This is a genomic window from Dechloromonas sp. TW-R-39-2, from assembly GCF_016864195.1.
In the GTDB taxonomy this organism is placed as follows: domain Bacteria; phylum Pseudomonadota; class Gammaproteobacteria; order Burkholderiales; family Rhodocyclaceae; genus Azonexus.
Genome location: NZ_CP045202.1, coordinates 327,022 through 340,093 on the forward strand (window position 1 = coordinate 327,022; position 13,072 = coordinate 340,093).

Annotated in this window: 8 protein-coding genes; 7 read left to right on the forward strand and 1 reads right to left on the reverse strand. The window is 57.9% G+C overall.

Annotated features, from left to right (window positions below; all coding sequences use genetic code 11):
* The first annotated feature begins 1 nt into the window (after position 1).
* Genes GBK02_RS01620 through GBK02_RS01635 form a run of 4 tightly spaced genes read left to right on the forward strand, consistent with a single transcriptional unit; the run spans position 2 to position 8,444 of the window.
* Complete coding sequence (locus GBK02_RS01620) at positions 2-1,525, forward strand: caspase family protein (protein ID WP_239003231.1); 1,524 nt, start codon at positions 2-4, stop codon at positions 1,523-1,525.
* A gap of 45 nt (positions 1,526-1,570) precedes the next feature.
* Positions 1,571-5,047 carry a peptidoglycan DD-metalloendopeptidase family protein gene (locus GBK02_RS01625; protein WP_203468044.1) on the forward strand — a complete coding sequence of 1,159 codons (3,477 nt, stop codon included), beginning with the start codon at positions 1,571-1,573 and terminating at the stop codon, positions 5,045-5,047.
* Between the two features lie 32 nt (positions 5,048-5,079).
* The gene (locus tag GBK02_RS01630; protein ID WP_203468045.1) at positions 5,080-6,207 is read left to right on the forward strand and encodes a hypothetical protein; all 1,128 of its coding nucleotides are present in this window, start codon (positions 5,080-5,082) and stop codon (positions 6,205-6,207) included.
* A 59-nt stretch (positions 6,208-6,266) separates the two neighbouring features.
* The gene (locus tag GBK02_RS01635) at positions 6,267-8,444 is read left to right on the forward strand and encodes a CHAT domain-containing protein (protein ID WP_203468046.1); all 2,178 of its coding nucleotides are present in this window, start codon (positions 6,267-6,269) and stop codon (positions 8,442-8,444) included.
* Here the strand turns inward: GBK02_RS01635 and GBK02_RS01640 are convergent.
* Positions 8,441-10,057, reverse strand: a complete 1,617-nt coding sequence (locus tag GBK02_RS01640) for a B12-binding domain-containing radical SAM protein (protein WP_203468047.1) — start codon at positions 10,055-10,057, stop codon at positions 8,441-8,443. The two genes, GBK02_RS01635 and GBK02_RS01640, sit on opposite strands and share 4 nt — an antisense overlap.
* Positions 10,058-10,225: 168 nt before the next feature.
* Between GBK02_RS01640 and GBK02_RS01645 the strand changes: the two genes are divergently transcribed.
* From GBK02_RS01645 to GBK02_RS01655, 3 genes are read left to right on the forward strand one after another with little or no spacing between them, the layout of a single operon-like run.
* Complete coding sequence (locus tag GBK02_RS01645) at positions 10,226-10,996, forward strand: ABC transporter permease (protein WP_203468048.1); 771 nt, start codon at positions 10,226-10,228, stop codon at positions 10,994-10,996.
* A 9-nt stretch (positions 10,997-11,005) separates the two neighbouring features.
* A complete protein-coding gene (gene cutA / locus GBK02_RS01650) occupies positions 11,006-11,326 on the forward strand; it encodes a divalent-cation tolerance protein CutA (protein ID WP_203468049.1) in 321 nt (106 codons plus the stop codon).
* A complete protein-coding gene (locus tag GBK02_RS01655) occupies positions 11,326-13,068 on the forward strand; it encodes a protein-disulfide reductase DsbD (protein ID WP_203469264.1) in 1,743 nt (580 codons plus the stop codon). Before cutA ends, GBK02_RS01655 begins: the two co-directional genes overlap by 1 nt.
* Positions 13,069-13,072 lie beyond the last annotated feature (4 nt).

The window sequence follows — 13,072 nt, forward strand, 5'->3', positions numbered from 1 at the left end:
TATGACTATCAAGCTTAAATCAGTTCTAGCCAGCATTCTTTTGAGCACCAGCCTGCCCTACACCCATGCGGCGAATCATGCATTAATCATGGGCATTGAAAACTATGAGCGCAGCCCACTGCATGGAGTACCCAAGGATCGCGCCAATGCACGAAAAATCGCCAAATCCATGGGAGTGCCAGATGAAAATATCATTGAGCGTCAGGAAAAAGCCCTGACCCTTGAGGGCTTGCGCACCACCCTCAAACAATTCCAGAAAACAATCGGGCCGGGTGACCGTGTATTTGTCTATTTTTCCGGGCACGGTACCAGCCAGTCGAACGGAAAAAATGGCTGTGAGCAGGGACTCGTCACACAGGACATGCAAGTCATGCCCAAGGCGGAGTTCCACGCCTTGATTGATCCGATCAAGAACGTAGCAGCAAAAACGATTGTTTTTCTAGACACGTGCTTTTCCGGTGGCGTCGTGACCACGTCCAAGGCCACGCGAGACTACGAGGGTGATGAACTCAAGCCCAAGTTTCTCCAGCCAAAGCTCAGCATGAGCCAAAGGGATACCTGTGGAGATGCCGTCAACTACGCCAAGGCAACGCGCGATTTTGATGACATCCAGCAAGCCCAATCAACCCCGAATTATTATCTTCTCGGTGCAGCCGGCCCGAATGAATATGCCATTGACGGGGGTCCCGTGCGGGGCAGTTTCGCAACCGCCGCACTGCTGGAATGCCTGAATCCCGAATCAGGGGCAGATCAAAACCGCGACGGGATCATTTCTCTGGAAGAAGCCAAAATTTGTGCACAAGTCCGCGTTAATCGGATGCTGAGGCCGCCATTCCTGGCACAAACATTGACCGCCGGTGATGGTCAGGGGGGCGGAGCCACCCCCGTCTCCTTCGGGCTCCCCCCTACCAGCGCTCCAGCCAGTGCATCGACGCCAGCGCCGGTGCCCGTGGCGCCGAATGCTACCGCCTCAAGCCCCCCCGCTCCTGGAAAAATCGACAGCCGGCAGCTCCTCGAGACGCTCAAACGCGGCGCCGACCCCAAGCATCAAGTCACCATTCGTTCAGCCAAAACCGCCTACAAGATTCGTCAGGATTATCTGGACTTGGAGGTCACCTCCAGCAAGCCTGGCTACCTGACCTTACTCTCGGTCGGGTCGAGCGGACGGATTTTCCAACTATTTCCCAATGAACTTGATCAGAAGAATCGCCTTGAAGCCAACGTCGCACTGCGCATTCCCAGACCCGAATGGCGTGTCGCCGCGAATGGACCAGCGGGAAGCAACCGTTTCCTGGCTATTGTCTCGGGCTCTGCCGATCGATTCGCCAGTATTGGCGTCCCCATCGCTGGGCGCTTCAGGGCCGTTGACAACACCCCCGGTAACGTCAGAGACATGGTTGAACGGCTGACCGCCCCAACCACAAACTGCGCCGTCGCCACGGCACGCGACTTCGACTCACCCGAAGCAGCTCCGTGTGGCGCAGCCTACGGGGCCGGATTGATCGACGTACGCGAAGTCGACTAAGCCTCGGAACTGCCCATCCGAACTCAAATTAGCCGGAACCGACCGATGATAAAAATAATTGTTTCAGTTTCCTTCTGCCTGCTCAGTAGCGGCCTGTTGGGCAACCTTTGGGCCAATGAAGACGAAATCGACACGGAAGCCGCTGCCAAGGCTGCAGGTAAAGTTACGCAGATCAGCCCTACCCAGGCCTCGCTGAATAACCGGACACAGTTCACCATCTCGGGCAGCTTGCTGCCGAGCAGCCTGGCTTTTGCCATTGCCGATGCCGAGTGCAGCAAATTATCCGGCAACAGCTCGCAAGCCAGCTTTGCCTGCATTCCGCGAGTGGCCGGCAACAAGGCTTTTGTGGTCAAGGATGCACCGGGAGGAACTGCGCTTGCTTCGGGACTGGTCAGCATCGGTAGCAGCGTGGCGGCCCCCGCACCGTCAGCGCCGCCCCAAAGCGCCATGAACATCAGCTCGGCAAGCGCTGCGACGGCCTTGATACTCAACCAAGCGGTGACGTTCAATCTGTCCGGGAGCGGCTTGCAATCCGGTCAGATAAGAATATCGCTGACCAATTGCGAAAACAGCAGCGTCCAGGCACTTAGCGCCAGCCAGGCACGCTTCACCTGCACACCACGGGCAGCAGGTGCACAGCGGCTGTTTTGGAAAAAACCCGGCTCGGAGGATTCAATCACACTCGGTGAGCATCTTATTGCCACCCCAGTTGCGAAGCCGCCAGTCAGCGAGCCGGCACCTCCCACGCCGGCACTGCTGAACATCAGCAGCGCAAGCCCGACGGGGCCACTACAGATGAACCAACCGGTCAGCTTCAATCTATCGGGTACCAATTTGCAATCCAGCCCGATTCGCATCTCGTTGACCAACTGCGACAACAGTAGCGTGCAGGTACTCAGCCCGACACAGGCCCGCTTCACTTGTACGCCCCGAGCCAGCGGCATGCAGCGTCTGTTCTGGAAGAAACCAGACTCCGAAGTCGGTTTCATGCTCAGTGAATATCAGATCACTGCCGCCACACCATCACCGGCAGGCAACGGAAACTACGCGTCAACCAACAGTCTGTTGATCAGGCATGCGCGGCAAGCGGGAATCCCACCGATTATTCCCAAGGCGATGGCCTATCTCGAAAGTCAATGGGATCACCTCCTTAATGGCCGGCCCAAAGCCTCGTCCACCAATTGCTGTTTCGGCATCATGCAGGTCAAGGGTGCTGCAAGCGAATCCGAGGAGCAGAACATTCAACTGGGTATGGGCATACTCAACCAGAAATGGCAGCTCAATGTCAGTTCCGGTGCCGTCGCCGCACTCAGCAAAATCGATGGCATCGAGGAAGACTTTGACAAGCGCATCCTAGAAAACTGGTTTTTCCCGATTGCTGCCTACAATGGCTCCCAGAAACTTGCCAACGGCCAGTCCGGTTACAAGCTTGCAGATCAGTACACCCGCTCGGTCTACAGCATCATCGCCAATCCTGCTGACGCGCTGAACTACGCGGCCACAACGCCAGCAGCCAGGAACGTCAAGGCTGAAGTCGCCGGCTTCATCTTTCCCAGGGTACAAATTACCTCGCCCAGCATTATTCCTGGATTCAATGGCGGCACGACCGACCAGATCCAGCCCTATTCGCTCTGTCAGATGGTCCGCGCCGGCGGCATGATTCATCGTTACAACTTCGACAACGACAGCGTAGAGGACTACACCGCGCCAATTCGCAGCAAATGCGCTCAGAAGCAAGGCACTGCGCCCATCCAGACTTCTGCCATCCAGATCACCCAGGTAGCGCCCTTGAGCGGTCCGGTCGGCCAGCCGCTCACCTTCACGGTCAGCGGCGTCAACCTGCCTCCCACCCTAGCAATCAACCTCGATGGCGAGCGCTGCTACAACGATACCAAACCGGCGGCAAATCAGGTCAAATGTGACGTCACCCGGCTCGGGATCAACCCCAGACTGACCGTAAAAGACAAGCCAGGCGGCCAGGAATTGAGGACTTTCCAGTTCGAAGGCAAGGCACCTCCCCAGGTCCCGATGAGCGGGAAAATCGCCGCACCGCTCAGCAAACTGACCATCACCCAGGATTTCGGCAACTATCTCGGCGTCTATGGCGGGATCGCCTACAAGGGATACCACACAGGCACGGATTTCCGTGGGGGCAGGGGAACGCCTGTCTTCAGTATTGCGGACGGTACCGTTTCCCGGGTTGCGCCCGCATCCAGCGCCAATCCGGCCAGCCTTGGCTGGTATGTGGTGATCGACCATCCAGCGCTGAACATTCGCAGCGTTTATGTCCACACTGAAAAGCCCGGTGTTTCGAAAGGCCAGAATGTTCGTGCCGGAGAACAAATTGCCGAACTGGGCAAACCTACCCAAGTTCCGTCTCACCTGCATCTCGAGGTCCAGCGGTTCGACCGGAAAGTGGTTGATTCACGCGGCAACTTTGCCCCCTTCGTCAATAAATCCACCTCCCCGGTCGGCAATCGTGGCTATGCCTCACGCGCTGGTGACCTTGCCAGTGTCTGGCTAGACCCGGTCAAACTCCTGAATTCGGGTGGGACCGCCAAGGCGGTGGAAGCGCTGATCGAGCAAGGTGCAAATGACTTCTCGGCACATGCCTACAACCACGATGTTCAAGAAGATGATCCGATGCTTCAGGATCAGGTCAGTCGCCAGAAAGCACTCGATCAACTGGCCCGACTGGCGGTCCAGAAAGGCCTGGCTCAGTCAGCAACGTCGAGCGAAATGCAACGTCTTGGCCTCTTCCAGGGAAGCACCTTGAGCCGACCTGCCGACATGGCATCACGCATGGAAGTCGCTTTGATGGTCAATCGGCTGATCGCTCCCCTGAAACTGGCCACGGTCAATGCCGAGAAGCGCTTTGCGCTAGAGGAATTCGGCAGCACGCCGGAAGCCACAGAGCAGGATTATCAAAACGTGGTCAATTATCTGTACCAGACGGGCATCATCAACGGCCAGCAAGATCACCTGGGCGAATGGCGCTACTACCCGACGCGAAAAATCAGCCTGGACGAACTGGGCAAGGTGACAAGCCGTCTGGAAACTGCAATCCCGGTGCGGACCTCAGCCCCGGCCCCGTTGCCGGTGACACCGATCCCGATGCCCTTTCCAGCCACGCCCCCGGCGCCGGTTCAACTCCCCGTCACGCCGCCCGGCAGCAACCCTGTCGGCCTTTACCTGAGCTCAACAAGCCCTGCCGTGGGGGAAACGGTGATGGTCAACCTGACGGGTAACCTGCCAGTGCAGCAAGCCAGTGACATTTATCTCTATCTCAAGGTGGCGCAACTAGGCGGGCAAGTCACCTGGTATTACAACCGCCAGCTCAATGACGATGGGGCAAAGCCCTGGCGGGCCTCGGTCCAGGGACCCAACCTGCCAGAGACCAACCCGGTTCTCCAGTACGCCCCCCGACTGCCCGGTGCTTACGCTGTCGGCATTCTGGTCGTGCCTGCGGGCACGCCCATCAACATGGGTCTGGCCACCGAAACAAGCTTCACCGTTCAGTAAATTGCGTCACACAAACAAGAGGGGAGTACATCATGAAAAAAATAGCCATTCTGCTTTCCGCACTGCTGCTCGGAGGTTGCTACTCGATCAGTGCAAAAATTGCCTCGACCGGACTGCCGAACTCAAAGTACCGGCCCATCATGGTTTCGGAATCAGAGGTGGATACTTGGGTCGAGGCAATCCGTCTGGTAGACAAGAAAGTCGCCACCGACGAGCTCGGCACTTATTACCATGACGTACGGGCAGACGGCATTTACGGTGCATTCATTGCGAGCCAGGATGGCACCCTGCTGAAGAATCTCTTCTCCGGCGATGTCGGACTACTTGAGCCTATCTACAGCTACGACGATACACTCGAACTGAAACCTGACTGGGCAGAAACCGAACGACGCTACGACTATCTGACCAAGACGATCAAGCTCAAGCTTCTGCCACTCCAGACAACCCGCAAATACCATCAACTAGTCGATGAAAAAGTCCGCAGCGTGGCCTCCCGTGGCCAGGCATACTCGATTTCCGATGCTTTTAGCGGCAACATGGGCCTCTACGGCCCAAGCTTCTACCCGGAGATCATTCAGAAGATTCCGGGCAAATTTTCCTACTTCGTATCTTCGGCCGGCGGGGCCGGAGCCTATTACGGAAGCGTCGCCGGCAGCATCCAGCGCCAGCAGTCTTACCAGGCTAGCCTGCAGGATACGGAACGTCGTGAGTACATGCGCAAACGCGGGCAGGATCTGAAAAAAATGGATGAAGATGCCAAGCGCTCTCTGACGCTGACCAACAGCCCGATGGCTTATCGGGGGACCGCCCAGGCCATTCGGGCAGGCAATCCGATTGTCTTCGGGCTCGTGGAAACCTATCGCGAACTGAAATCCGGCGGTGCAGCAGCGATGGTCATGGGGAGCGGTTGCGGATTCCAATCACCCGAAGACCAAAAAGCTAACATCCGCAATATCAAGGCAAGCACTGATATTCCCTATGCCTCCGCGATTAATATGGCTATTAAGGAGCGCAACGCAGAAGAGCTCAGCAAAGCGCGGGAACAGTTTCTCCTGGCTCGCAAGGAATCCGCCGGGCTTGCCAAAAAACATGAAATTGCCTGCCTTGGCCTGAGATCAATCGGCGTTGCCGGCGCCATTTCTTCGCAAAAACTCGACTAATCCAGCTGAACACCGGATGACCTGTGCAGGTCATCCGCTTCCCTTGTACGGACCTCGTCATGAAACAAGCCCCGATCAAACGTGCCTTGGCATTATTGTCGTCTTTCGTGCTGTGCAGTTGCGGCAACCTGATCGTCCCCAAGTACGGCGTTCAGGATGACGTTGCAGCATCAGCCATTCGCCGAATCAATGGCATCGCCGAATTGCGTTCAACGCAAAGATATCAGGGACTGGTCACACAACTCGAGGCAGATTATCAAAAGTTCGGCCGCTCGGCATATGCACAACCACGAATCCTGAACGAACTGGCCGACATCTACAGCCTGCAAACGCTTGATATTGAAAGCGCCATACAGGCTGATGAGCAATTGATCCGGAGCGATATCCCTGCCGCGGACACCACTGGCGATTTTCTGCCCCGCTACCAGACTGCCAGCCAATACACCATTGCTGACAGCCAGTACGTCACCAAATACGTTTCAGTCGATGCCGCTACCATCAAGAAAAGTGCCACAGACCGCCTCCAGACGAACCGCCAACTGCTCGCTGGAAATCGTCCCAATACCAGCAAAACCTATGCGGCCGACAAACTTCAGCAACACATCAAGCAGGTCCAGAACGATATCGACAGCACCCCCCCCGGCTCGGCAGCCCGCAAGCGGATTCTCTCCCGACTGATCCGCGGAGAATATGAGCTGAGCAAAATCAGCTCCAAGGCCACGCTGGCGGCTTATCGCTTCATAGACAAGGGCGACATGTCGAGCGATGGTGTAGACCTGTCAGAAATCGACTTCCTTAGCTTGGCCGACTACTACATCCAGGTCTTCCGCCGGACAGGCAATATCGTCTACGCCGAGTATGCCCTGGACACGGTCTATCGCCCCTACAGCAACCTGCGCAACCCATCGTTCCGCTGGCGCTACAACAAACTGATCAACGACTACATTTCAACCTTGATCGAAGCCAATTTCCAGGCTGAAAATTTCGATGAAGTGTTGTACTACGTTAGCCTGAACAAGTCCCGCCTGCTACTCGAAGAACGTCTGGCATATACCCGTGACAGCGGGAACGCCATGGCCAAGGTGGCAGATTTGGCAAGCGAAGACGGGATTCCCCGTACCCCCTCGGGACTGCCGCAGAAAAGCTGGTACCGCCAACGCCTGGCCCAATCCGGTCCGTACCTTGATTTGTATGTTGGCGGCAAGTTCATGCCCCTTGCCGCCAACAAGAACATCCGTGCCGCAAAAGCCGAACGAAGCACCATGCCCCTGACAACACGGGACTTTGGTATCGATGATGCAGCACTGGCCAGCGACAGTTTTGTCGATGATGCGCTCTATGCCACCCGGATCGACTCAGGCAGGGTGATCTCTGTCAAGAAACTCAGTGGCAATGAGCTGGCAAACCTGAAAAACGAACTCAACCGATCCTACGACCAAATTTCCCAGAACAAGGACAAGCCAGGTGATGCTGCAGCCTTCTTTCGGAAAATATCGTCAACCAACCCGATGCCGGAACGCTTGACCGTGAGTCCAGACAAATGGGTATTGCGTCACCCGATTGACTTCCATCTTGGCGCCAAGGTCACCCGCTCGGTTAATTTCTTCACCACCGGAGACGCACGACAGCTCAGGGATATTCGGGTCAGCGGCTTTTTTAACCCGACACTCGATCTCCAGGGTGCCGAACAGGAAGCTGAAGCGATTCGGCAATACGTACCGTCAGCCCAGGTTTTCAAACGTGAAGCGGCCAACCTTCAAGCACTGCAATCGGCAAGCGATGCGACCGTCGTCCATTTGTCGATGCATGGCCAGTTCAATGCCGACGATCCGAAAGACTCGCGCCTGGCATTCAACGGCGCCATTCGCGGGCGTAGCGTGACGACCGATCCGAATTCACTGTACGCCCGTGACATGCACAAATACGCAGCACTGAAAGGTCGTGATCTGGTCTTTGCAGCAGCCTGTCAAGCCGGTCTCAGCGCAGCGGATCAGGCCAACGAGAACGAACTGATGGGCATCCTTCGACCGCTCACAGCCAACCGCAACCGCAACATCATCCTGTCGCTATGGAACGTTGATGACATTGCGACACGTGATTTTGTCGCCGCTTTCTACCAACAGCTGGCCCAAACCCACGATATCGTCACTGCTTTCCATCATGCCCAGGACGAAGTCCGCAAAAAATACCCGCATCCATATTACTGGGCATCCTTCTACCTGGCACAAGCACGTTAAGTATCGAGGCCTGGCCGGCTGACCAAGACACGATCGATGCAATCAGCCGTCACCCCGCCATGCCGTTCCTGCCGCTGGACCAGGGCGCTTGAAGCCTTGGGCAGCGGCTTTTCCCGATCTTTCAGCAAACCGGCCAGACAAGCTGGATTGGATCGGGCGCCGCTGGCCCGATAGTCGGCCAGAAGCATAGTGCGGACAGACTCTCCGGGCTGGCCGAGCACGCCGGTCAGGTAGTCGAACAGGCCATCGAGCAGCATTTCCGGGCTCAAGCCGCTGGTTTTCTGCCGAGTCTCCCAGAGCCAGTCGCTGAAAGCGAGAAAAGCATGGAACGGAGAGGGTGCTTCAAGCAGGGTTGCCAGCGTTGCCGGGAAACGGCCCGAATTGGCGATCAGATCCCAGTAGCGGGCAAAACGGGTGAAGCGTTGCACGGTCGACGCATCGACAACGCCGGTTTGGGTGATGGTGTAGGGCGGCTGGGCGTCATAGACCATGCCGTATTCAAGCGTATGCCGGGCAATCGGCGTACCGCGCAGGCGTTTCAGGATACCGAGCTGGATTTCGTCGGGCTTCAGCGCATACAGGCGGTCGAAGCCGGCCGCAAAGCTGGACAGGGTTTCACCGGGCAGGCCGAAGATCAGGTCGGTGTGCAGGTGAGCATGACTGTGCCTGACCAGCCAGTCGAGATTGGCGCAGGTCCGGTCATTGTCCTGACGACGCGAGATACCTTGCTGGACGGCCGGATTGAAGCTCTGGATACCGATTTCAAACTGCAGCACGCCGGGCGGAAAGCGGGCGATCATGGCTTTCAGGCGATCCGGCAAATGGTCGGGAACCACCTCGAAATGCAGGAAAAGGTCGGGCGTCAGACGATCGATGAAGAATTCCAGGATGCGTAGCGAACTGTCGATCTTGAGGTTGAAGGTGCGATCGACAAATTTGAAATTGCGCGCTCCGCGCTGGTAAAGCGTTTCCAGGGCAGAAAGAAAGCGCGCCTCGTCAAAGGCCCAGGCCGTTTTGTCGAGCGCGCTGAGACAGAACTCGCATTTGAACGGACAGCCGCGCGACGCTTCGACATAAAGCAGGCGATGCGCCAGATCGTCGGCACTCAACTCGGCATAGGGCAATTCAATCTCGGCCAGGCTGGCCTGCTCGCCGGCGATCACTTTCATCAAGGGTTGCGGCCCATGCAGCAAGGCACGGCACAATTTTGGGAAACTGACGTCGCCCCAGCCGGTGACCAGATAATCAGCCAACCGGACGATTTCCTGCTCGTCCCATTCATGGCTCACTTCCGGCCCGCCCAGGACAATGATCAACGCGGGACGCCGGGCCTTCAATTGACGAATGACATCGGTCGTCTGCCGCACATTCCAGATATAAACCCCGAAACCGACGATCTGGCGGACGCCATCACGAGCTTCGCCGAGTTCGGCGAGCAACGCATCGACAATTTCGGCGACCGGGCGGGCGATCGTGAATTCGCGCAACACCGTTGCGGCGCGCAGTTCAGCGCCGCCATGGCGGGCCATATTGGCCAGCAGATAGCGCAATCCCAGCGAAGCATGGATGTATTTGGCGTTAAGGGTCGAAAGCAGAATGGCAGGCGGTGTCATGTTGCTATTTTGACATCCCGGCCAGCCATTCCGCGATGACTGCGGTCGACCTTCGACTCGGGGCCAAATTGGCTGCCCGGCTTTTCGGCACCATCAACTTGCCAGGATTGTGCGGCACGACTTCACAGTAAAATGGCAGCCTTATTTCATTTTGCCGGGAGCGCACGCATGCCGCCCATATCGCTGAGTATTGGCTGGCGCCCTGTCTGGCAGCGCAATTTTCTCGTCTGGCGCAAGCTCGCCCTGCCATCGATTCTGGGCAATCTGGCCGATCCGCTGATCTACCTGCTGGGGCTGGGTTACGGCCTGGGCGCCATGCTGCCCAGCGTCGACGGCCGGCCATATGTCGCGTTTCTGGCGGCCGGCACCGTCTGTGCGTCGACCATGAACTCGGCAACCTTCGAAGCCCTGTACTCGTCCTTCTCGCGCATGCACGTCCAGAAAACCTGGGATGCCATCCTCAACACGCCGCTCGGCCTGAACGATGTCGTCGCCGGCGAACTGTTCTGGGCCGCGACCAAATCGCTCTTCTCCGGGGCGGCCATCCTGGTCGTGATCAGCGCCATGGGGCTGACCAGCGGCAACCTCGTTCTCTGGGCGCTGCCAGCGATTGTCCTGACTGGACTGGCTTTCGCGGCACTGGGGCTGATCTGGAATGCGCTGGCGCCGTCCTACGATTTTTTCATGTACTACTTCACGCTGTTCATCACGCCGATGACACTGATTTCCGGCGTTTTCTTCCCGACCGAGCAATTGCCTGGCTGGCTTACCGCCATCGGTGGCTGGCTACCGCTGGCTCAGGGCGTTGCCCTGGTCCGGCCGCTGCTTGCCGGGCAATTCCCGGACAACGCCCTGATCCATATTGGCGTGCTGCTGGCCACAACGGCCATCGCCTTTGCCATTGCACTGCGCCTGACCCGGCGTCGCCTGCTCAAGTAGAATCAGGCCATGGAACCCTTGTTGATCCTCACCAACTGCCCGGATGAAAGCGTCGCCAATGCGATTGCGCTGGCCGTCGTCGAAAGCGGCCTGGCGGCCTGCGTCAATATCCTGCCGCGCGTCGAATCGATCTACCGCTGGCAGGGCGCTGTCGAATCGGCCAGCGAAATTCCCCTGTTGATCAAGTCGACCGCAGCAAACTACGCGGCGCTTGAAACCACCATCCGCCAACGCCACCCCTACGAAGTGCCCGAAATCATCGCGCTGCCGATCACGCATGGTTTACCGGCCTATTTGAACTGGGTCAGCGCAGAAACACTCAAATCATGATGCGCACACTTTTCCTGCTTCTTGCCTTCCTGAGCTCGCTGGTCCACGCCCAGGAATTTCTCGACCCGGCCGTTGCCTTCAAGCCAACCGCCCGTGCGATCGATGGACAGACGGTCGAAATCAGCTTCGAGATCGCCAAAGGCTATTACCTCTACCGCGACAAGTTCCGTTTCGGCATCGAGGCTGAAGGAGCCACCGCAGGCAACCCCGTTTTACCCAAGGGCAAGGAAAAGAACGACGAAAATTTCGGCAAGGTCGAGGTTTATTACAAAAGCGCCATCGTCCGCCTGCCTGTTGAACGCAGCGTTTCCGGTGCGTTGCCGATCAAGCTGAATGTCACCTCGCAAGGCTGTGCCGATGCCGGCGTGTGTTACCCGCCGCAAACCCAGGCACTGAACTTGACCCTGCCCGACCCGGGCAGTACTCCCGCCGCGATTGCTGCGGTCGACGGCGACGAAAGCGGCACAATTGCCGCAACCCTGAAAAATGCCGGCTTCCTGGCCAACCTTGCCTTCTTTTTTCTGGCCGGACTGGGCTTGTCGCTGACGCCTTGCGTCTTTCCGATGATTCCTATCCTGTCCGGCATCATCGCCGGCCAGGGCCACCGGATTTCGCGCAGCCGCGGCTTTGCCCTGTCTCTCGCCTACGTGCTCGGCATGGCCGTGACTTATTCGGCCATCGGCATTGCGGCAGGACTGACCGGCACGCTACTTTCCACCGCTTTGCAAAACCCGTGGGTACTGGGTGGCTTTGCGACGGTATTCGTCATTCTTTCATTCTCGATGTTCGGCTTTTACGAACTGCAACTGCCGACTGCGCTACAAAGCAAACTGTCGGAAGAATCCGGCCATCTGCAAGGCGGGCGCGGTATCGGCGTCTTCATCATGGGCGCGCTCTCGGCCCTGATCGTCGGCCCCTGCGTTGCGGCTCCGCTGGCCGGCGCACTGCTTTACATTGGCCAGACCGGCGATGCCGTCCTCGGCGGCATGGCGCTCTTCCTGATGGCACTCGGCATGGGCGTGCCGCTGCTCATCGTCGGTCTATCGGCCGGCACGCTACTGCCCAAGGCCGGCGCATGGATGGAAGCCGTCAAGAAAAGCTTCGGCGTTCTGCTGCTGGCCACGGCCGTCTGGCTGGTTTCGCCGGTGATTCCGGCGGTTGCCCAGATGCTCGCCTGGGCGGCGCTGCTGATCATCCCGGCCATTTTCCTGCACGCACTTGATCCGCTGCCACCACATGCCAAGGGCTGGCACCGTTTCTGGAAAGGCATCGGCATCGTCATGCTGCTGACCGGCGCGGCCCTGCTGATCGGTGCGCTGGCCGGCAATCGCGATCCACTGCAACCGCTCGCCGGCCTGCGCGGGCAAGCCCTGGCCACAGAAAGCCCGAAGCTGGCGTTCGAGAAAGTCAGCAGTGTCAGCGAACTCGAACAAGCCGTCCGCGCAGCCGGCAAACCGGTAATGCTCGATTTTTATGCCGACTGGTGCGTTTCCTGCAAGGAAATGGAACGCTTTACCTTTGCCGATCCCGCTGTACAGTCCAAACTCGCCGGTTTCAAGCTGCTCAAGGCGGATGTCACGGCCAACACGGCCGACGACAAGGCGCTACTCGCCCGTTTTGGCTTGTTCGGACCGCCCGGCATCCTGTTTTTCGATGCCACCGGCAAGGAAATCAAGACGATTCGCGTGGTCGGTTTCCAGGATACGACCGCCTTCCTTCAGAGCCTGGGCAAGATTCAGTAATCTG

Bases quoted from the DNA above. Each gene is read 5' to 3' on its own strand.
- cutA (WP_203468049.1), top strand. From the start codon at position 11,006: ATGGAACCCTTGTTGATCCTCACCAACTGCCCGGATGAAAGCGTCGCC.
- GBK02_RS01635 (WP_203468046.1), top strand. From the start codon at position 6,267: ATGAAACAAGCCCCGATCAAACGTGCCTTGGCATTATTGTCGTCTTTC.
- GBK02_RS01640 (WP_203468047.1), bottom strand. From the start codon at position 10,057: ATGACACCGCCTGCCATTCTGCTTTCGACCCTTAACGCCAAATACATC.
- GBK02_RS01655 (WP_203469264.1), top strand. From the start codon at position 11,326: ATGCGCACACTTTTCCTGCTTCTTGCCTTCCTGAGCTCGCTGGTCCAC.
- GBK02_RS01645 (WP_203468048.1), top strand. From the start codon at position 10,226: ATGCCGCCCATATCGCTGAGTATTGGCTGGCGCCCTGTCTGGCAGCGC.
- GBK02_RS01620 (WP_239003231.1), top strand. From the start codon at position 2: ATGACTATCAAGCTTAAATCAGTTCTAGCCAGCATTCTTTTGAGCACC.
- GBK02_RS01625 (WP_203468044.1), top strand. From the start codon at position 1,571: ATGATAAAAATAATTGTTTCAGTTTCCTTCTGCCTGCTCAGTAGCGGC.
- GBK02_RS01630 (WP_203468045.1), top strand. From the start codon at position 5,080: ATGAAAAAAATAGCCATTCTGCTTTCCGCACTGCTGCTCGGAGGTTGC.